This window comes from Roseibium alexandrii DFL-11 (genome assembly GCF_000158095.2).
Taxonomy (GTDB): Bacteria; Pseudomonadota; Alphaproteobacteria; order Rhizobiales; family Stappiaceae; genus Roseibium; species Roseibium alexandrii.
Map to the genome: position 1 here is coordinate 2,537,001 of NZ_CM011002.1, position 19,765 is coordinate 2,556,765.

Genomic DNA, 19,765 nt, shown 5'->3' on the forward strand with positions numbered 1-19,765 from the left:
CCCGAGCGATTAGTGCCAGTTATCCGCAAGCCGCGAAACACAAAAGCCGGAAACGCTTTGCGTCTCCGGCTCATTGCGAACTTCACTAGGGTCGGTCCACGGCGGTTTGTCAGATGGCCTGGCTTTTCAGCTCATCTATCAACCGGCTGTCCACTTGACCCGTCTCCGGCAGGCCCAGACTGCGCTGGAAAGCCCGGATCGCGCTGCGTGTGCGCGGGCCCATCTGGCCGTCCGGTGTGCCGGTGTCAAAACCCAGATAGTTGAGTTTGTCCTGCGCCTCGCGGATCAGCGCCGAGTTGTCGACGGCGGTCACGGACGCATTGCTGGCCGGAAGGGCAGACCCTTCTGTCCAGCTAGGCTGCAGCGTCACCTTGTTTGCGGCCGGATCCGGTGTTTTCAGCTTGAAGCCTTCAACCGCCAGGCGGGCGCTCGCCAAGGTTTCCTGATCCATCATGTTGGCAACATCGTCGCGCCGCTTGGCAGCCTCCGGATCACCTTGGTCGGCAGCAATCGCAAACCACTTGTAGCTGGCGATCAGATCCTTATCGACGCCGATGCCACCGGCATAGAGGATACCGAGATTGAACAGGCTGTCCTTGACGCCATAGTTGGCAGCGTCTTCAAACCACTTGGCCGCCGACGCATAATCCGGCTGTCCGCCGCCGCCTTCGGCAAAAAAGACTGCAAGGTTGTGCATTGCCTTGGCATTGCCGGCCTCAGCGGACTGTGTGTACCAGGCCTTTGCCTTCGGCAGATCCTTTTGGACCCCGCGGCCCTTTTCGTAGAGGCTGGCGAGCCGGTACTGCGCCGGGGCAAGCCCTTTGTCGGCAGCCTTTTGATACCAGGCGGCCGCCCTTTCCAGATCGGCAGCAACACCATCGCCTTCAGTGTACTTCACACCGATCAGGAATTCTGCAGCCGCGTCCCCACTGGCAGCAGCGCTTCGCAGTGCCATGGGTCCAACGCCTTCCGGCGGCAGGCTGGCCAGCAATGCTGCGCCCGCTTCGCCAGCAGCCGGTTCAGCTTCTCTGGCCGCAGTGAACCCAGAGGAGACACCCGCAGGCGCTGCACCGAAGCTGTTTTCAACGCCGCTTGGCGGTGCAAACGCCACACCAGGCTCGGCTTCCAATGACTGGGACGCGGCAGCTGCTGTCGGGGCCGGGTCTTCAACTGCCACGGGCGGCTGGGTTGTTGCAGGCGGTGCCAACGCAACGGAGCCTTCAATCGCAGGCATTGGATCACTCGCCGCGACCGGTGGAGGGCTGTCTGAGACCACTTCGCCTTCGGAAACCGTTTCAGGATCAGAAGCAGCAACATTCGAAGCAGCTTCCTCGGCGGGATTTGCAGGTGCAGCCGCGCCCACAACGGCCTCATCTTGAGGAACTGCAGCCACTTGCGGCGACGTATCAGACGGCGAGAGCGCGCCGCGTGTGACGTAGAAGCCGGCCATCAACAGGACGACAGCTGCTGCGGTGTAAAGGATCGCGCGGCGGCGGCCACCGGACGCCTGGGCAGGTTCGGGAGCAACCCGGTCTCCCGCCAGAACAGTCGTCTGTTCTTCGCTTTGCTCGACTTCGGCCGGATTGATATCAGCCGTATTCAGCTCCAGCGCCTCGTCAACGGCTTCTTCTTTCTCGGCCGGAGACCGCTTCAACACGTTGCGAAGCCAGCCGACACGCGCCTTGCCACGTTCTTCGTCGGCGCTCTCTGCCTCTTCCTTGGCAGGTTTCTTTTTCTCAAGCTGAGCCGCTTCAGCAGATGCAGCCTGGGCGGCCCGGCGGGCAGCAGCAATAAAGTCGGCCTTGCGGTCCCTCGGGGGTTCCGGCGTGTCTTCAACGGGCTGCGGAGCCGGCTCAGCCAGGGCCTTGTTCTGAGCCAAGTCCGGCTGGGCCTTCGCAAAGAGTGGAGGACGCTCGGCAACCTTAATCGGCGAGAACAAGCCACCAGACGGCTCCGGTGACGGGTCGGATGTTTGTTTCGGCCCTGGTTCAGCACGCTCCAAGGTGTCCAACCGTTCGGTAACGGATCCAAGAACGGACTTTACACCGTCGAACGTATTGCGGGTCCGCTCCTCGCTGCCTTCGGCAGCATCCAAAAGACGCTTGAGGTCGTTCTGCAGCGACGAGATCGCGGCGTCATACTCGCTATTTTTTGCTTTTGGTGCATTGGCCACAGCTTCCTGGGCGGCCTTGCGCGCAATGCCAGCCACATCAGAGCGCGTTTCGGCGAGCCCCGCCTCAATGCGTTCTAGAACAGAAGAGATCTGATCCGAATTCTGAGCGTTGGAGGAGGATGTCTCAATCTGCTCGGCCAGAGCAGCGACCTTGGCGCCCAGAACTTCGAGGCCCTTGTCGTCGACCTTGCCTCCACCTTTGGTCACAAGCTGTGCGAGATCGGAGATCCGTTGCTCGAGCACATCGGTCGACGCTGGCTGCGCGACCCGTTCGCGCATCGCCGTGATCTCCGAACGCAGCTTATCGAGATCCGACGTTGTAACGGTGTCTTTCGGTTGATCGAGCCGTGTTGTCAGATCGTTCAACCGATCCTGGATCTGCGCGAAAAACTCGGTGTCCGCGCCGGAAGCGCTTTGTGCAGCTGCTACGGGCGCAATGACCGGGCGGGCCGCACGTTTTTCAATCGCGTCGATCTTTGTCGAAATCGCTTCAAGCCGTGTTCCCAACGCGTCGAATGCGCCTGGATCGCCCGACTGGATCGGTTTGGCCTGCTCCATCCGCTCAAGGCGGTCAACGATGTCATTGAGACGGTGATCCAGTTGCGCGAGATGCTCCTGATCTGCAGGCGCCGAACGGTCATCGGCCATCATGCCGACGATGTCCTCAAGCCGACCCTGAAGCCTTGTGATCGTCTCGGGCTCCGGCATCCGCTGTTCCATTGCGGACAGCCGGTTGTCGAGGCCGCGCTGTTCCTTTGCCAGCGTTTCCAGATCATCCAGCCGGTTGGAGACGAACTTCATTCGGTCGTCGATGCTTTCAACGAGACCCTTTACATCGATCTGCTGGACAAACCCGCGCACTTCACGCAGCTCCGCGCGCAAGGGTTCGATCTCAGCATGATCCTTGCGCTGAAGCAGTTCTTCCATACGTTCGGCAATCGAGACGACACGGTCCTCCAGGACCATCATGTGCTCAGAACGCGGCAGGGCTGCAAAGGCGTCTTCGATCTCATTCAGCCGAACGGTGACGCTGCGCAGGACACGCGGGTCAACTGAGGCTCGGGACAATTCGTCAAGCCGCTGCAAAATGTGCGCATAACCGTGTTCCAGCGTTTGAAGAGCGCCTTCCACATTGGTCCGGCCGACCAGAGACTTCAGCTCGGCGACTTCCTTCCGGATCTCTTTTGCAAGCTGATCGTTCTTTTTGTCATTGCGCAGCCGGTCCACCATGTCGGCCAAACGGCGCAACTCTGTATTCTGACGATTGACCGTCTCGTTCGTGCCGCGCGAAATTCCGCCGAGAGCGTCCCGCAGAGACCCAAGTTCTTCGCGAACATGCGCCAGGGCTTGTTCCTGCGGCTTTCTCAGCGCATCAATGCGGCGTCCCAAATCTTTGTAGGCGTGCATGGACGCGTTACGGCTGGCGATCGAACTGCGGCGGGGTGCCCGCTGATAATAAACATCATCTTCGTCGCCATAATCCGCATCCGCATATGGATCATCATTATAGTAGCCGTCATCATCACCGTAGGCATCGGACTCGTCCAAAGCGTCGATGGCATAACGGCCAGCGCGGTGGCTGCGGGACGGCGCACGCTCATATTCGTCTGCATAGTCTTCGTCACCTGCGAGCCCCTGAACCTGCTGGTCGAGACGGTCCAACGCTCCCATGACATCATCAATACCAGCGTCTGGCGCACGCTCCCGGCCCCGGCGAGGAGTTGGACGGGGCGAACGCCCGCGCCCACGTTTTGGTGCTTCCCGCTCGGCTTGTTCGGACAGAAGACGGTCCAGCTCATCTGCAACAGCATCCAGATCCCCTTCCGGCCCGTGTTCACCAGAATACATGCGATCATATCCGCCGAGAGCAGTTGCAGTTCGGGTGAGTCTTTCAATCCGGGCGCGCGCGGGTTCACGGTGAGGCAAATCGTTCCGATCTAGACTGTCATACACATCTCGGCCGCGGCGTCCTGCCTGGTGTTTGTTTCTAGCCGGCATATCCTGACCCTGGGCTGTTGGTCTTGAGACCACTTAAAGGAGCTGGCTTGAGAACAGTGTCCGACGAAGGCCGGAAAGCGGGCCAGCATTTTCCAAGACTTTGTCGACTTAGGGTAAACAGGCAGTTAACTCGCATTGCCAAATGCGATTCCGCGCTCTGAACGGCGGCTGATCATTCAGGATATGCACAAACAATATCGAATCGTTCGCCTTGCCTTCCGCAAATCTGACAGCACGTGGTGGCCCGGACTAGACGGTGACGCAAACGTAAGCTAAACAGTGCACAAGAATTCAAGAAGAACCCGCGCCGGAATACGCGCACGACAGTCCATTATGCGAGTGAACTCGCGGTCTGCATTGGGTCTTTTCAAGTTGAAACGGCAGCCCGCTGGCCGCGGAGCAAAGCAAGAGAACAAGCAAAATGAGCGAAGCGCTTTCGATTTTGAACAACAACGATGAGCTGGTCGATGTGGTTGCAGCCTCAGACGACGGCAGCAAGAAGACTCAATTCACGATCGGCGATCTGGCGAAGGAATTTGGCTGCACGCTGCGGACACTTCGCTTTTATGAAGACAAGGGTCTGATCAATCCGAAGCGCGATGGCATGAACCGGGTGTATAACCGCCGGGACCGGGCACGTCTGAAACTGGTTCTTATGGGCAAGCAGGTTGGCTTTTCGCTTTCTGAGATCCGGGACATGCTGGACCTTTATGACCTGCGCGATGGACAGGTTACGCAGCTGCGGGTCGCACTTTCCCGCTTCAACGAGCAGATCGCGGTTCTTGAGAACCAGCGCAAGGACATCGAAACAGCCATTGAAGAGCTCTCACGCACCGTCGAGATCGTTTCCGGCATGCTGAAACAAAAGGAAGCTGAAGAAGCCTGATTTGGCTAATCTTCTCCTTTAGCGGCAGATCGAGCCCGGCATTCTTGAGCGGAATGCCGGCCTTTTTTCACGCAATCTATGTGGGATATGTTTATCTCTAATCTCATTGAGTGTATTTTCCATCGCCATCTAATAGGCTGAAAAACGTAGCGTCACGCACCGGTTTAATGCGTGCACCACCACAAAAAACCAACTTTTGATGCCTTTCAGCTCGTTTTTTGGGCTATGCTTCCGTAACGACACCCCCTTGTCGCCTTAGAATTTCGCGCGTATATAGATGCCCAAGGTGACGTTTACGGAAACGTCATGCAAAGCATCTGACGGCAAATCTGGGAGGATTTCCATGCCGACATACTCCGCACCGGTTGATGATACCCTTTTCCTTTTGAAAGACGTTTTCGGATACGAGCGCTATTCCAACCTGCCGGGTTTTTCCGACGCACCGCTTGATCTGGTGGAAGCCATTCTTAAGGAAGGCGCAAAGTTTACAGAGGAAGTCCTCCAGCCAATCAACCAGTCTGGCGATCAGGAAGGCTGCACACGGAACGACGACGGCACTGTTTCCGTTCCAAAAGGCTTTAAGGAAGCTTACGACGCTTTTTGCGAAGGGGGATGGGCAACTCTTGCCGCTGATGCGGATTACGGCGGACAAGGTTTGCCGCACACGCTGGCTACGATCTTCAATGAATTTGCTTCGTCTGCAAACATGGCCTTCTCCATGTACCCGGGACTGACCGCCGGTGCGATTGCGGCCTTGACCACCCATGGAACGGATGAGCAGAAGCAGACATACTTGCCGAACATGATTTCCGGCAAATGGACCGGCACGATGAATCTCACCGAGCCGCATTGCGGCACGGACCTCGGACTTATTCGCACCAAAGCCGTCTCGCAAGCCGATGGCTCCTACAAGATCTCCGGCACCAAGATCTTCATCTCGGCCGGCGAACACGAAATGTCGGACAACATCATCCACCTGGTGCTGGCCCGTATCGAAGGTGCCCCGGAAGGCAACAAAGGCATCTCGCTGTTTGTCGTTCCGCGGAACGAAATTGCCGAAGACGGCACAAGCGGCGCGCGCAACGGTGTGTCTTGCGGCTCCATCGAACACAAGATGGGGATCCACGGCAATGCGACCTGCGTCATGAACTATGACGATGCGACCGGCTGGCTCGTTGGCGAAGAAAACAAGGGTCTGCGCGCCATGTTCGTCATGATGAACGAAGCCCGCCTCGGTGTGGCCGTTCAAGGTTTGTCGCAGTCGGAAGTTGCCTACCAGAACGCCGTGACTTACGCGAAAGACCGTATTCAGGGCCGTGCACTCACCGGTCCCAAAAGCCCGGACAAGGCCGCCGATCCGATCATCGTTCATCCGGACGTCCGCCGTACCTTGATGTCCATCCGGGCTTTCAATGAAGCAGCCCGCGCGCTGGTCATCTGGACCGCGCTGCACGGCGACGTGTCCCATCGCTCCGAAGACGACAAGGACAAGCAGTTCTCTGACGACATGATGGGCCTGATGACACCGGTTCTCAAAGGTGTGCTGACCGACATCGGTTTCGAAAACGCGGTCAATGCCCAACAGATGTATGGTGGCCACGGCTATATCGGCGAGTGGGGTATGGAGCAGTTTGTTCGCGACGCCCGTATCGCCATGATCTATGAGGGCGCAAACGGCATCCAGGCGCTGGATCTCGTGGGCCGCAAGCTTCCGGCAAATGGCGGCCGCGCGGTCATGAGCTTCTTCAATGAGGTCAACACGTTCTTGAAAGAAAACAAGGACAACGAAGACCTGACCGCATTCATCGGCCCGCTGAAGAAAGGCGTCGATGATCTGCAGGCGGCAACCATGTGGTTCATGAACAACGCCATGAAGAATCCGGACAATGCCGGGGCCGGCTCGACCGACTACATGCATCTCTTCGGCCTCGTTGCACTCGGCTACATGTGGGCCAAGATCGCCAAGACGGCCAAGGAGACACTGAAGAACGGCGCCAACGGCAAGGAGCAGTGGCTCTCCGACAAGTTGGCCTTCGGTACATTTTACATGGAACGGACCATGCCTGAGACCGCGGCGCACCTTGCTCGGATTTCAACAGGTTCTGACACCATGATGTCGGTCAGCGCCGAGGCATTTTAAGCCGAACGGCCCGGTGACAGCCGGGCCGGACATTCACCCGCGCAAAATCTGTTTGGGGCGGTATAGTCCCGCCTCAAGCATATTTGTCAGGGAGATAGCATCGATATGGCTGAATTCGTTCTTCATTGCATGGCCCAGTCCGGGCATTCCTATAAGGTCGCGCTCATGCTGGAGCTGTGCGGGGCCGACTGGGAAGCGTCCTGGGTCGATTTCTTCAACGGCCAAACGCGCAGCGAAGAGTTCCGCTCGTCGCTGAACGAAATGGGCGAAGTTCCGGTTCTTGTTCATGGCAATGAGACGCTGACCCAGTCCGCAGTCATCATGGACTACCTCGTTGAGAAGTTTGGAAAGTTCGGCTGGGACACCGACGAAGAACGCCGCGAAATTCTACGCTGGACAATTTTCGACAATCAGAAAGTGTCCGGCATGATCGGCCCGCTGCGGTTCATGCGCACGCTTATCAAGACCGGTGAAACAGACGTGGTGAAGTTCCTGGATGGGCGGGCCAAAAGCGCGCTGGCCATTCTGGACAAGCACCTGGCGAAAAACGATTTCGCTATCGGCTCCAAACTGACGACAGCCGATTTTTCCCTCTGCAGCTACCTGTTTTACGAGGGCGAACTCGGCATCGACGTGAACGACTACCAAAACGTGACCGCCTGGCTGGGCCGCATAAAGTCCCAACCCGGCTGGAAACATCCTTATGACCTCATGCCCGGCCACCCTTTGCCAAGCGCCGCGTGAGGCCCGCCTGATCTAGAGGAGGATTTGATGCCTGAAGCCTATATTTACGACCACGTGCGCACCCCGCGCGGCCGTGGCAAAAAGGACGGCGCCCTGCACGAAGTGCCAGCCGTTCGCTTGGCTGCCACCGCGCTGGAAGCCATCCGGGACCGAAACGGTATCGACACAAAGAAGGTTGATGACGTGGTTCTCGGTTGTGTCGATCCCGTCGGTGAAGCCGGCGGCGACATCGCCCGTGCAGCCGTGTTCGCAGCGGACTATGACACGTCAGTACCAGGCATGCAGATCAACCGGTTCTGTGCCTCAGGCCTTGATGCCGTCAACATGGCCTCCGCTCAGGTCATGTCCGGCCAGCACAAGCTCGTCATCGCCGGTGGTGTGGAAAGCATGAGCCGTGTCGGCCTTGGCGCATCAGGTGGCGCCTGGCCGATCGAGCCGCAGGTTGCCATTCCCTCCTACTTCATGCCGCAGGGCGTTTCCGCTGACCTGATCGCAACGAAATACGGCTTTAGCCGTGACGATTGCGATGCCTATGCCGTGGAAAGCCAGAAGCGTGCGGGCAAGTCCTGGGAAGACGGCAAGTTCGACAGGTCCGTCGTTCCGGTCAAGGACATCAACGGCATCACGATCCTGGCCAAGGACGAGCACATGCGTCCTGAGACTGACATGCAGTCCCTCGCCTCTCTCAACCCGTCCTTCGAAATGATGGGTGCCATGGGCGGTTTCAACGCGGTTGGCATTCAGGCCCATCCGGAAGTGGAAAACGTCAAACACGTTCACCACGCCGGCAACTCCTCCGGGATCGTTGATGGCGCTGCGGCCGTCCTTATCGGCTCTTCGACAGCCGGCCGCTCCATCGGCATGAAGCCGCGCGCGCGCATCAAAGCCTTCGCCAACATCGGCTCCGAACCAGCACTCATGCTGACCGGACCGGTGGACGTGACCGAGAAGCTACTGAAGAATGCGAAGATGGAGATGAAGGACATCGATCTCATCGAGATCAACGAAGCCTTTGCGTCCGTCGTTCTGCGTTACCAGCAGGCGTTCGATCTCGATTCGGCAACGGTCAACGTCAACGGCGGCGCGATTGCTCTCGGGCACCCGCTCGGCGCGACCGGTGCGATGATCCTCGGAACAGTTCTGGACGAGCTGGAACGCCGCGATCTGAACACTGCGCTGGTCACACTCTGCATCGGTGCCGGCATGGGCACAGCAACCATCATCGAACGGGTCTGACACAATGAGCGCCCGGCTCCATCCAACACACGTCAGGTTGCACGGCGGTCTTTCAGCCCACCGTGGCAACGATGGATCTGGGCGGCTCGGCTGTCAAACCCTATTGGGCAGCAACCAGCGTTTCGCTAAATGCCACCTTGGGCATCGTCTCAAGCTCAGGCCGGGCGAACAGGTAACCTTGCATAAGATTGACGCCGAGGTCCATCAGGACATGCAATTCGCCATCGGTCTCAATGCCTTCCGCGAGCACGGAAATGCCCAGGTCGCGGCAGATGGATGTGACACCCCGTACAATGGCGCGCTTGGTGAAATCGCTGTCGATGTCTCGGACAAGGCCCATATCAATCTTGACAATGTCGGGAGTGAAAGACGCCAACAGGTTCAGTCCGGCGTAACCAGCGCCGAAATCGTCTATCGCGGTCAAGAAACCCTGCCGCTGATATTCGGCGATGATGCCTTGCAAGTGCGCCGGGTCGGCTACGCGTTCACTTTCGGTGAACTCGAAGTTTATCCGGCGCAAGTCAAAACCGCTTTGGGCGGCGGCAACAAGAGTTGTTCTGATGCAGGCGCGCGGCTCATACACCGCGTTCGGCATGAAGTTGATCGACAAGATGCAGTCAGCGGGCATAAGGCGGGCAGCCAACTCGATGGCTTTAACCCGGCATCGCTGATCGAAACTGTACTTTGTCTGGTCCGTCACACGGGAAAGAACTGTGGGAGCCGGTTCGCCGGACATCCCGCGGACCAAAGCTTCGTAGCCCCAAACTTTTTGGGCCTTGATGTCCACGATCGGTTGGAAGGCCATCGTGAAGTCGAAATCGATTTCGTTCCCGCCCCTGCATCCGTCGCAAGACATGGTGTCCCCTTCCCGGCCGTGCCGCAAGTGTCTGGAGCGGACACTAACGGGCTTGAACTTCCAAATCCTTACCCGGGGAACAAAAGCTTGAACTTTCGCGCTTCTCATTGGGAAAGAGCGCATAAAAACGAAACAACCTTCCACTGATTAGGGAGAGACAGATGGATTACAAGAACTTCAAGATCGAAACCGACGAAGACGGTATTGCCCTGATCACGTGGGACATGCCGGAGAAATCGATGAACGTCATCGATCTCAGCGTCATGGAAGAACTCGATGCAGTCGTCGATCAGGTTGTTGGCGATGACGCTATCAAGGGCGCTGTCATCACTTCCGGAAAGAACGCCTTTTCCGGTGGCGCAGATCTGACCATGCTGGAAGGTCTTTTAAAAGACTTCCACGTCCAGCGCGCGAAAGACCCCGAAGCAGCCGCCAAGGCGCTGTTTGAAGGTTCCCGCAAACTGACCCTCGTTTACCGGAAGCTGGAAACGTGCGGCAAACCGTTTGTTGCAGCCGTGAACAGCACCTCCATGGGCGGCGGCACCGAGCTGGCTTTGGCCTGTCACGCCCGTGTTGCCGACGAAGATCTGAAAATGGGTCTGCCGGAAGTGAAGGTCGGCCTGTTCCCGGGTGCTGGCGGCACACAGCGTGTCATGCGCATGGCCGATGGCCAGCAGGGCATGCAGTTCCTGTTGCAGGGCAAGACGCTGCGCGCACCACAGGCAAAGCAGCTGAAGCTGGTCGATGAGGTGACCCAATCCAAGAAGCTGGTTGCCGCGGCCAAGAAGATGCTGAAAGCCGGTATTGATCCCGTCAAGCCATGGGACAAGAAGGGCTTCAAGCTCCCCAATGGCAACATCTACTCCCCTGCGGGCTTCCAGTTCTGGCCGGCTGCAAACGCGATCTACCGCCGCGAAACCTTCGACAACTACCCGGGCGCCCGCTACCTGCTGCATGCGGTCGTGGAAGGCCTGCAACTGCCGATGGATCTCGCTCTTCAGGTTGAAAGCCGCTACTTCGCGAAGGTCCTGCAGACCCCGGAAGCCGCCAACATGATCCGCTCCCTGTTCGTCTCCATGCAGGAGCTGAACAAAGGCGCACGCCGCCCCATCGACCAACGCCCCAACAACATCAAAAAAGTTGGCATCCTCGGCGCCGGCTTTATGGGAGCGGGCATTGCCTATGTCACCGCGCAAGCTGGCATTAATGTGGTGCTGATTGACCGCGACCAGGAAGCTGCTGACAAGGGCAAGGCCCACACCGAAGACCTGCTCTCCAAGGCTGTCAAGCGCGGCCGTTCTACCGAAGACAAAAAAGCAAAGATCCTGTCCCGCATTCAGGCGACCGCGGATTACGAGGAACTCGCCGATTGTGATCTAGTGATTGAGGCCGTATTCGAAGATCGCGAGATCAAGAAGACAGTGACAGAAAAAGCCGAAGCGGTGATGAAGTCACGGGCAATCTATGCGTCCAACACCTCAACGCTACCGATCACGTCTTTGGCGCAAGCCTCCAAGCGCCCGAAGAACTTCATCGGCATCCACTTCTTCTCGCCGGTCGACAAGATGATGCTGGTCGAGGTGATCATGGGCAAACGGACGTCCGACCGGGCTCTTGCCATGGCACTCGACTACATCAAGGCCATCAAGAAGACACCGATTGTCGTCAACGACAGCCGCGGTTTCTACACATCGCGCGTTGTCATGACCTATATCCGCGAAGGCCTGATGATGCTGGCCGATGGTATTCCAGCGCCAATGATCGAAAACGCTGGCAAGATGGCCGGCATGCCGGTTGGTCCGCTGTCTCTTGGTGACGAAGTGGCACTGGACCTTGCCTGGAAGATCGTATCGGCAACCCGCAAGGATCTTGGCGTCAAATACGTTGAAGGCCCGCTCGACAACATCCTGGAAGAGATGGTTGTCAAACGGGAACGCTTTGGCCGCAAGAACGGCAAGGGTTTCTACGACTACAACGGCAAGGACAAGAGCCTGTGGCCGGGCATTCCGGACGTCGTTGGCCAACCGAAATCGGCCGACAGCTTCAATATTGAAGAACTCAAGCAGCGTCTGCTCGTCATGCAGGCCCTGGAGTCTGCCCGGATCTTTGAAGAAAACTGTCTCACCGACGTGCGCGAGGCCGATGTCGGCTCGATCCTCGGCTTTGGGTTCGCCCCTTACACAGGTGGCACACTCAGCTACATTGACATGATGGGCACGACTGCATTTGTCGAACTTTGCAAGAAGTTCACCCGCAAGTGGGGACCACGCTTCAAGCCAAACAAGCTGCTGCGTGAAATGGCCAAAGACAATGAAACCTTCTATGGTCGATTCCCACCCAAAGGCGAAGTCGCCGTCAAAGACGCTGCCTGATAAAAAGCAGCAGTCTTGCACCTTTCAACGCCGCTTTCTCTGGGAAGCGGCGTTTTCTTTTCCGATCACATTCGTGTTTGCAAAATACGACGCGACTTGATCCCACATGCCGCCTCATGCAAAGTGGAGGTAAGAAAAAGACCTTAAGGTTTGCTTGGAGGGGAAATGCCGCTTGACGGAGAGTGGGCGCGCGCGGATGTGCTGCGTGTCTTGCGGGACGTCTGTCCAAACGACAGGTTGGACTGGGCTCATATTGCCAAAGTGTATAACTTTGACCTTCAGGCTCTGGATGATCCGCAGGGTATCGTTCCCATAACGGCTTGGCATGGCACCTTTGAGTACGTCGCGAAGTCTCTGAACGACGACGCGATCATGTTCGACATGTTCAACAAGCTGGATGTCGGCAGTTTTTCCATATTCGACTACGTTTTTGCCTGCGCGCCGTCTTTGCGTGATGCGTGTCAGGCCTGGGTCCGGTTCATCCAGATCCGTACGAATGCCTACCGGATCAAGTTCGAAGAAACAGAAACCGGGGCCTTTATCGAATGGCCCAGCCTGGAGGGACGCGGGGAGTGGCGGCAAAACATGTTTGCCCGGATAGGCTGGGCAGCCCGGCAGCTGGAACATGCGCTCGACATGAATGTCCCGCCAATACTCATTGAAATCGCAACCTACCCGCCAGAAAAGACATCTGCCTTTCAAAAAAAGTATCAGGGCCGCATCCAGTTTCGTGCTCCCACGAACCGAATCAGCTTACCAAAGGCGTTGCTCAACAGGCCTTTGCGGCGTCAGGATCCGCATCTCTACCAAATCATTTTGAAATCAGCGCTTCAGGAGTTGGATGAGTTCGGGCAGATGGTCTCTCCGATCTCACGCTTGGCAAACGAAATCGCTGCTAGCCTGTCTGAAGGTGGGGCTGCTTTGCCAAAGATCGCGGCGAAAATCGGCATGTCGCAACGGGCAATCCAGCGCCTTCTTGCAAAGGAAGGTACGACATACAGACAATTGAACGAAGAGATCCGAAAATCCGCAGCAGAGCGGTATTTGCGCTCCACCGACCTTCCAATGAAGGAGATCGCTTTTCTCTTAGGCTTTTCTGAACTCAGTACTTTTTCGCGCGCCGTTAAATTATGGTTTGGCGAGTCTCCAAGAAAGGTTCGGGAAAAACTGGCAGCTTGCCGGACACGGAGTGCGGAGGAAGACGACGCACTGGAGACGCCGCTTTCATCAGTTGTTCCACCAGATACTCTTGTTAAACCGACCTGATTATCCCGAAAAATGCGCGCGCATCGGGCGCAGTTCGACACTTCTTGCGCAATTCATTGGTTATACGCCTGCAACATTCAATGCCTTGGTGTAACTAGGGCAAAACCGGTTCCAATTGGAACTGCTGATCAAATCATTGAGAAAACATGGTGCGGATGTAGAGGCAGGCGCCTCAGCGAAGACTTCATCACTGCAGAGAATGAAGCGCGGCAGCAGATCGGGCTCCTGCTTACCGCGCCAAAACTTTCCCTTACCTGGAAACGCCTAATGGAGCTCCCGGCACTGGTGCGGACCGACGCCAATCGTCTCCGATCGGAGTGCATCGTCAATCCCCAGCTACGCCTGATTGCCTGTTGGGCTCCGCAGACCTGTTAAAACACAGCTGCGATTATTGTCTTTCACAAACCGGCGTGGAAGCTGACCGCGTACGAGTGTGGGTGGGTTGTACACGCCCAAGTAAGTCTTCCAAGGGCATTGTTAGAGCAAAACAGACCTTTTGTCATTAGCTTGTTACGTACACATTTTTGCGATTTACGACACCAAATATAGTTAACGGAGATGTGTTTTCGTTTGCAGTTTCGAGTTTTTCGCTCTCATGTTTCATTCAGTGAAAATGTTTACATTGAAAGACTTGATCTTGGCGCTTACGTCTATTGCGAGTAAAACAGCATTTTTTGGAGAACCTGATGTCCGACAACAACTTGAACCGTTTCATGGGGGGCTCGCCCGGACAAGTTGTGTTGCGCCTGGTGTTCCTGTCCTTTGTTGTTGGTATCATTCTTGCCGCGCTTAATTTGAACCCAATCGACCTTGTCCATATGGCCATAGAGTTTGTCGAGCGCCTGTGGAACATGGGCTTTCATGCGCTTGGACGCCTTGGCGGCTATCTGGTGGCGGGCGCGGTTGTTGTCATCCCAATATGGATTCTCTTGAGGCTGCTTGCCGTCGGGAAAAACAGATGAGCCCGGCAACACACTTTATCCGGGAAATTTAACCGATCATTAACCATCCCAAAGGGACACTATCACCTGTTTCATACTGGATTGGTTTATGTCTGTTTTCTCGATCGTTTCGAATTCCAGCCAGCAGCAGTTTTCGTTGCGGCCTCAGAGCAATGGCTCAGGCTTACAGAGGTCTGTCCGGACAGCCGAAACGCTATTGGACCAAATCGGCAACACGGCCTCGCCACTGACTGAAGAAGAACAAAAGGCAGCGCAGGGTCTCCTTGAGGATTTCAAGGGCGCTGTTGAAACCAGCGTCAGCATGTCCCGCGCCCTGCAAGACAACAAGGATGCACTTCGGGAAGAACGTCTGGCCCGCATCGAAGCGCGGATTGAGCAACTGAAGGAATTGCTTCGGTTTACAACACCGGAACAGGCAAAACGACTGCTCAAAGAACTCAAGCAGATTTCGAAGGACTTCAGCAGTGCTGCCAACGGCCTTAAAAAGGCCGCCGGAGAATTGGGAGGGGGCTCAGGCAGCTCCCAGAGCGCGACGGCCAACGCCGTCAGTTCCGTGATTTCCAGTACACTCAGCAGCCCAACCCAGCCGCCAATCGCTTCAAATCAGGTTGCCGTCGGTTCGAGCGCTGTCCAAGCCGTAACTGCAGAGCGCCTCTCAGAACCCGCCGTCACCAATACGGACACTGGCACACCATCTGAATACACTGGCAAAAAGGACGGGAACGCCCCTGGGCACGGACCCAAAACCCGGGAAGACCAGACCGAAGCGTTGAAAGCCGGCGTTTTCGCCTATGCTGAACAGCAGGCCAAATCGGAGACTGCAGACAAAGACAGCCGCACCGCCGGAATGCGCGATGAACAAGATCGGTTGCGTAAGGTGGGCGATGATATCGAAATGCTGGCCAAACGGCTGGAGGCGCTTGCGGAAAAAGATGACGAAACCGAAGATGACCTGGACGAGATCCGGGATGAATTGAAAGCCGGCCGGGATGACCTAAATGATCCTGAGTTCGTGGAAACATTGGGCCCCAGGGCCATTGAAGCCGGAACGAGCGCAAGTCAGTTTCAAGAAACAACTGTCACCGGGTCAACTATCGGCGTCACAACGCCCGTGGTCCAAACAAACGTTGTGGTCTGACGTCACCCCAAAACACTTGTTCTTTCGGACCGGCTTTCGGCTTCCCAAATCGATAGCGCCGTTCTGTGCAAGGTCACATGGCGGTCCGCCAGTTCATCTATGTCGTTTGAGTATCCACCGCCAAGCACACCAGCCAACGGTACGCCTAAGCTTCGAACAGTCTCGATGACATAACGGTCGCGTGTTTTCAGGCCATCTCGTGACAGGGCCAAGCGGCCCAGCCTGTCTTCAAAATATGGATCAACACCCGCATTATAGAAGACAAGATCCCATGCCTCTTGGCGCAGCAGATCAGGCAGAACTTCTTGGAGAGCCGTCAGGTAGGCGGCATCTTCCATTGCATCCGGTAGGGCAAGGTCAAGATGCGACGGCACCTTTCGGACCGGATAGTTTTTGGCCGAATGCATTGAAAACGTGAAGATATCCGGATCACCTGAAAAGATATCGGCGGTTCCGTCGCCTTGATGCACGTCGAGATCAATCACCAATGCCTTTCGGATTGCACCATCAGCCTGCAGGACTTTCAACGCAACTGCGACGTCATTGAAAACACAAAATCCCGCCCCGTGTGCCCGCCGGGCATGGTGGCTGCCGCCCGCCGTGTTGCAAGCAAGGCCGTGCTCCAGAGCCAGATAGCCGGTTAGAACCGAGCCTCCGGTTGCACACCGGGCCCGCAGCGCGATATCCGCGCGCATGGGAAAGCCGATTTCCCGGGCGATCTTTTGCGGTACTTCCGCATTGAAAACCTGGTCGACATAAACCGGATCATGCGCAAGCGCGACCCACTCGAACGGCGCGGGTCGAGGACGGTAGAAGTCGCCACTTCCAAGCAACCCTTCCGCCCGGATAAGGTCGGCGACAGCACGGAACTTGTCCATCGGAAACCGGTGGTTGGCGGGAAGGTCGGCACAATAGGCAGGGTGATGCACGATCGGAAGTGTCATTTGCTCAAATATAGACAAAAGCGCTTGTCCGAAAAGCCACATGACCGCCATGCGCGTGCGTGCCCTTGACGCGCCCCCGCTCCAAGGCGATGACTGCAGCTTGAATCGAAAGCGTTTGCATGTCCTCCCCAACTTCCACCGAAACCGCCGCCCCAGCGGCCGACGTGACCGTGACCCATCGCGGTGTCCTGGCCATCGCGGTGCCGATGACGCTCGCCTACCTGTCGACGCCGCTTCTCGGTGTTGTTGATATGGCTGTTATCGGCAGGCTCGGAGACGCTGCCCTGATTGGCGGCATCGCGCTTGGCGGGATCATTTTCGATCTGGTTTTTACCACCTTCAACTTTCTGCGCTCTGGAACAACCGGCCTAACGGCCCAAGCGCTTGGCGCACGGGACGAATACGAAATCCGGGCGACTTTCTTGCGGGCCTTGGTGATTGCCGGGATCGGCGGCGCGCTGGTGATCATATGCCAAGTCCCTCTGCTCATGGCGGGGCAATGGTTTCTTGGAGGAAGCGAGGGCGTTCAGGCAGCAACGACGCGCTACTTCGACATCCGGATCTACAGCGCGCCGTTCCTTCTTGCCAACTATGCGATCCTTGGCTGGTTTATTGGCCTTGGACGCGCTGGCACCGGGCTGATGGTGCAGCTGTTTTTGAACTGCCTCAACATTGTACTCAGCATCTGGTTCGTCATGGGGCTGGGTTGGAGTGTCGAAGGCGCTGCGCTCGCCACGGTTCTCAGTGAAGTCGCGACCACTGTTTTCGGCCTGACCATCATCCTGGCGCGCCCGCGACCAGGCACTTGGCCGAGCCCGCAGATTGTGTTCGACAAACGTCTCTTATTGCGGATGATGGCGCTGAACCGGGACATCATGATCCGGTCCTTTGCGCTGCTTTATGCATTCGCCTTCTTCATGGCCCGTTCTGCCGATCAAGGCGACGCGGTGCTTGCTGCCAATGCCGTCCTGCAAAAATTCATAATGATCGCGGCCTATTTCCTCGACGGCCTGGCGACAGCTGCAGAACAGTTGGCTGGATGGGCCGTTGGCGCTCGGAAACGCAAGGCCTTTGACCGCGCGCTAAAACTGACGGCGCTGTGGAGCTTTGCAATGGCAGCGCTTCTATCCCTGTTTTTTGCCCTGTTCGGCCACATGATCATTGACCTTCTAACCACCAATGAGGACGTCCGGGCACTGTCCAGAGTTTACCTGATCTGGGTTATCCTCGCGCCGCTTCTCGGGGTTCTCGCTTATCAGATGGACGGCGTTTACATCGGTGCAACCTGGTCCGGAACCATGCGCAACATGATGCTGGTGTCACTCGCCGTCTATATCGCCGCCTATCATGCGCTGTTTCCGCTGATGGGAAACCACGGCCTCTGGCTGGCGATCTCGCTGTTTCTCGGACTGCGCGGCCTGACACTTCTGGCGGTTTGCCAGCGCCGCGCTGCTGAAACCTTCGGCTAGTCACCCGAACTGAAGTTCGTCTCATTGTGCAGCCCTCTCGGTGCGAACTTCAGATTCAAAAGGGTGACTAGCAAGTTTGTGTTTCTAGTGTGGTTTGCGAATTTCAAATTCAGCAAACTAGCGGTTATTGCGTTTACGGCTCTTTGGATGCCCAATCATCAACGCTAGCATCGCGGGCGGCCCGCAATGACGGCAATCCCTTTTCATCAAGTTTGGCAGTGAGGCCCGTGAGGATTTCGTCGATCAGCGACGGCCCCTTGAAAACAAGAGCGGAATAGAGCTGGAGCAGATCGGCACCGGCCTGGATCTTCTCCCAGGCAGTTTCTGCGCTGTCGATACCGCCAACACCGATAATCGGAAGATCCGCTCCCGCCATCTTGCGTGCCTTCGCCAGCATAATGGTCGATCTTTGGAACAACGGGCGGCCGGAAAGGCCCCCGGTCTCCCGAAAAGGCCCCTCACCGCTCAAGCCTTCCCGCGAAATCGTGGTGTTGGAAACAATCAGGCCATCTACCTTTTTGTCCAAGACTTCTTCGACAATATCCTTGAGGTCGCCCTCGACAATGTCCGGCGCAATCTTCAAAAGAACCGGCACCTGGCGGCCGGTTTTCGCAGTTGCCTCATCGCGCGCAGCCATGACGCGGGTCAGCAAATCTGCCAGCGCGGATCGTGCCTGCAGGTCCCGCAAACCCGGCGTATTCGGCGAAGAAATATTCACTGTGAAGTATGAGGCAAATTCCGCGAATTCGCGAATACCGGCAACGTAATCCGCGTTCCGGTCTTCAGAATCCTTGTTGGCGCCGACATTGATGCCAACAATTCCAGAAGCTCCATCCCGAGCTTTCAAGCGGCCCCGCAGAGCACCATGCCCATCGTTGTTGAAGCCATACCGATTGATGACCCCAAGATCGTTCGGCAAACGGAACACGCGTGGTTTTGGGTTGCCCGGTTGAGCGCGCGGCGTAACGGAACCTGCTTCCGTGTACCCGAACCCGAGTTTCAGGAGTGCATCCGGCACTTCGCCGTTCTTGTCAAACCCGGCGGCCATGCCAAGAGGGTTCGGGAAGGTCAGATCCCAAAGGTTGACGGCGAGCCGGGCATCCACCGGGCTTGTTCTCGAAGGCACCAAGCCGGATTTCAGGCCCAAAATTGTCACGCGGTGGGCTGCTTCCGCGTCCAGCAACTGAAGGCCCTTTTGGACCACAGTCTCAAAGACAGTCCCGCTCATACCGCCAGCTCCGGAAACACGTGCGCCCCATCATCGCCGAGGGGAAGATCCCTGACCCAAACTGCCGACGCTGGATCGAGGTAGGAATAAAGGTGCGGAAACAAGGCCCCGCCTCGCGACGGCTCCCATTTCAGGGGGTCGCCAAAGTTTGTGTCGTCGAACGCGACGATGACCAAATCGTTCTGGCCGGCGAAATGCTTGGCAGCAGTTTCCCGGACCTGCTCAGCGCTGGAGAAATGAATGAAACCGTCAGCCATATCCACAGGAGCTCCTTTAAATACGCCAGATTGTTCGGCTGCCTGCCACATGGTTTTGGGCACAATTTTGAAGATCGCTGTCATGCGCTGGTTTCG

The 19,765-nt window shown here is 57.0% G+C and carries 14 protein-coding genes; 9 read left to right on the forward strand and 5 right to left on the reverse strand.

All coding sequences use genetic code 11. The annotated features are described in order from the left end of the window. Positions 1 to 109 precede the first annotated feature (109 nt). Complete coding sequence (locus SADFL11_RS11800) at positions 110 to 4,021, reverse strand: peptidoglycan-binding protein (RefSeq protein WP_209002802.1); 3,912 nt, start codon at positions 4,019 to 4,021, stop codon at positions 110 to 112. A 571-nt stretch (positions 4,022 to 4,592) separates the two neighbouring features. Between SADFL11_RS11800 and SADFL11_RS11805 the strand changes: the two genes are divergently transcribed. The 4 genes from SADFL11_RS11805 to SADFL11_RS11820 all read left to right on the forward strand — a co-directional run bounded on the left by SADFL11_RS11805 (position 4,593) and on the right by SADFL11_RS11820 (position 9,177). Next, positions 4,593 to 5,057: a MerR family transcriptional regulator gene (locus SADFL11_RS11805; protein ID WP_008192637.1), complete on the forward strand. Its 465-nt coding sequence runs from the start codon at positions 4,593 to 4,595 to the stop codon at positions 5,055 to 5,057. Positions 5,058 to 5,400: 343 nt separating this feature from the next. Then, the gene (locus SADFL11_RS11810; protein ID WP_040451639.1) at positions 5,401 to 7,197 is read left to right on the forward strand and encodes an acyl-CoA dehydrogenase C-terminal domain-containing protein; all 1,797 of its coding nucleotides are present in this window, start codon (positions 5,401 to 5,403) and stop codon (positions 7,195 to 7,197) included. Positions 7,198 to 7,302: 105 nt separating this feature from the next. Next, on the forward strand, positions 7,303 to 7,941 hold the full coding sequence (locus SADFL11_RS11815) for a glutathione S-transferase family protein (RefSeq protein ID WP_040451638.1): 639 nt from the start codon (positions 7,303 to 7,305) through the stop codon (positions 7,939 to 7,941). A gap of 27 nt (positions 7,942 to 7,968) precedes the next feature. Then, complete coding sequence (locus tag SADFL11_RS11820; RefSeq protein ID WP_008189118.1) at positions 7,969 to 9,177, forward strand: acetyl-CoA C-acetyltransferase; 1,209 nt, start codon at positions 7,969 to 7,971, stop codon at positions 9,175 to 9,177. Positions 9,178 to 9,277: 100 nt separating this feature from the next. Here the strand turns inward: SADFL11_RS11820 and SADFL11_RS11825 are convergent, their stop codons facing one another. After that, positions 9,278 to 10,033 carry an EAL domain-containing protein gene (locus SADFL11_RS11825; RefSeq protein WP_040453023.1) on the reverse strand — a complete coding sequence of 252 codons (756 nt, stop codon included), beginning with the start codon at positions 10,031 to 10,033 and terminating at the stop codon, positions 9,278 to 9,280. A 161-nt stretch (positions 10,034 to 10,194) separates the two neighbouring features. On the opposite strand from SADFL11_RS11825, the gene SADFL11_RS11830 reads away from it, so the two are divergent. The 4 genes from SADFL11_RS11830 to SADFL11_RS11845 all read left to right on the forward strand — a co-directional run bounded on the left by SADFL11_RS11830 (position 10,195) and on the right by SADFL11_RS11845 (position 15,771). Further along, positions 10,195 to 12,405, forward strand: a complete 2,211-nt coding sequence (locus SADFL11_RS11830) for a 3-hydroxyacyl-CoA dehydrogenase NAD-binding domain-containing protein (RefSeq protein ID WP_008195968.1) — start codon at positions 10,195 to 10,197, stop codon at positions 12,403 to 12,405. A gap of 165 nt (positions 12,406 to 12,570) precedes the next feature. Then, positions 12,571 to 13,671: an AraC family transcriptional regulator gene (locus SADFL11_RS11835; RefSeq protein ID WP_134853005.1), complete on the forward strand. Its 1,101-nt coding sequence runs from the start codon at positions 12,571 to 12,573 to the stop codon at positions 13,669 to 13,671. A 686-nt stretch (positions 13,672 to 14,357) separates the two neighbouring features. Next, positions 14,358 to 14,633 (forward strand): DUF6460 domain-containing protein, encoded by a 276-nt coding sequence (locus SADFL11_RS11840; protein WP_008188590.1) that lies wholly within the window; start codon positions 14,358 to 14,360, stop codon positions 14,631 to 14,633. 88 nt (positions 14,634 to 14,721) lie between these two features. Then, a complete protein-coding gene (locus tag SADFL11_RS11845) occupies positions 14,722 to 15,771 on the forward strand; it encodes a hypothetical protein (RefSeq protein WP_008194818.1) in 1,050 nt (349 codons plus the stop codon). 2 nt (positions 15,772 to 15,773) lie between these two features. Here SADFL11_RS11845 and SADFL11_RS11850 read toward each other — a convergent pair whose 3' ends face one another. Then, entirely contained in the window at positions 15,774 to 16,715 is a 942-nt protein-coding gene (locus SADFL11_RS11850) for a histone deacetylase family protein (protein WP_008193752.1), read from the reverse strand. Between the two features lie 119 nt (positions 16,716 to 16,834). Here SADFL11_RS11850 and SADFL11_RS11855 point away from each other — a divergent pair, with 119 nt between their 5' ends. After that, the gene (locus SADFL11_RS11855) at positions 16,835 to 18,184 is read left to right on the forward strand and encodes an MATE family efflux transporter (RefSeq protein ID WP_008193311.1); all 1,350 of its coding nucleotides are present in this window, start codon (positions 16,835 to 16,837) and stop codon (positions 18,182 to 18,184) included. A gap of 133 nt (positions 18,185 to 18,317) precedes the next feature. Here SADFL11_RS11855 and SADFL11_RS11860 read toward each other — a convergent pair whose 3' ends face one another. Beyond that, entirely contained in the window at positions 18,318 to 19,412 is a 1,095-nt protein-coding gene (locus tag SADFL11_RS11860) for a quinone-dependent dihydroorotate dehydrogenase (RefSeq protein ID WP_008194084.1), read from the reverse strand. After that, a complete protein-coding gene (locus SADFL11_RS11865) occupies positions 19,409 to 19,753 on the reverse strand; it encodes a DUF952 domain-containing protein (protein ID WP_040453021.1) in 345 nt (114 codons plus the stop codon). The genes SADFL11_RS11860 and SADFL11_RS11865 overlap by 4 nt, the downstream gene beginning before the upstream one ends. Positions 19,754 to 19,765 lie beyond the last annotated feature (12 nt).

Coding starts and splice junctions, on each gene's coding strand:
- SADFL11_RS11810 (WP_040451639.1), top strand. CDS start 5,401: ATGCCGACATACTCCGCACCGGTTGATGATACCCTTTTCCTTTTGAAA.
- SADFL11_RS11805 (WP_008192637.1), top strand. CDS start 4,593: ATGAGCGAAGCGCTTTCGATTTTGAACAACAACGATGAGCTGGTCGAT.
- SADFL11_RS11835 (WP_134853005.1), top strand. CDS start 12,571: ATGCCGCTTGACGGAGAGTGGGCGCGCGCGGATGTGCTGCGTGTCTTG.
- SADFL11_RS11825 (WP_040453023.1), bottom strand. CDS start 10,033: ATGTCTTGCGACGGATGCAGGGGCGGGAACGAAATCGATTTCGACTTC.
- SADFL11_RS11800 (WP_209002802.1), bottom strand. CDS start 4,021: ATGTATTCTGGTGAACACGGGCCGGAAGGGGATCTGGATGCTGTTGCA.
- SADFL11_RS11820 (WP_008189118.1), top strand. CDS start 7,969: ATGCCTGAAGCCTATATTTACGACCACGTGCGCACCCCGCGCGGCCGT.
- SADFL11_RS11855 (WP_008193311.1), top strand. CDS start 16,835: ATGTCCTCCCCAACTTCCACCGAAACCGCCGCCCCAGCGGCCGACGTG.
- SADFL11_RS11815 (WP_040451638.1), top strand. CDS start 7,303: ATGGCTGAATTCGTTCTTCATTGCATGGCCCAGTCCGGGCATTCCTAT.
- SADFL11_RS11865 (WP_040453021.1), bottom strand. CDS start 19,753: ATGACAGCGATCTTCAAAATTGTGCCCAAAACCATGTGGCAGGCAGCC.
- SADFL11_RS11850 (WP_008193752.1), bottom strand. CDS start 16,715: ATGACACTTCCGATCGTGCATCACCCTGCCTATTGTGCCGACCTTCCC.
- SADFL11_RS11840 (WP_008188590.1), top strand. CDS start 14,358: ATGTCCGACAACAACTTGAACCGTTTCATGGGGGGCTCGCCCGGACAA.
- SADFL11_RS11830 (WP_008195968.1), top strand. CDS start 10,195: ATGGATTACAAGAACTTCAAGATCGAAACCGACGAAGACGGTATTGCC.
- SADFL11_RS11845 (WP_008194818.1), top strand. CDS start 14,722: ATGTCTGTTTTCTCGATCGTTTCGAATTCCAGCCAGCAGCAGTTTTCG.
- SADFL11_RS11860 (WP_008194084.1), bottom strand. CDS start 19,412: ATGAGCGGGACTGTCTTTGAGACTGTGGTCCAAAAGGGCCTTCAGTTG.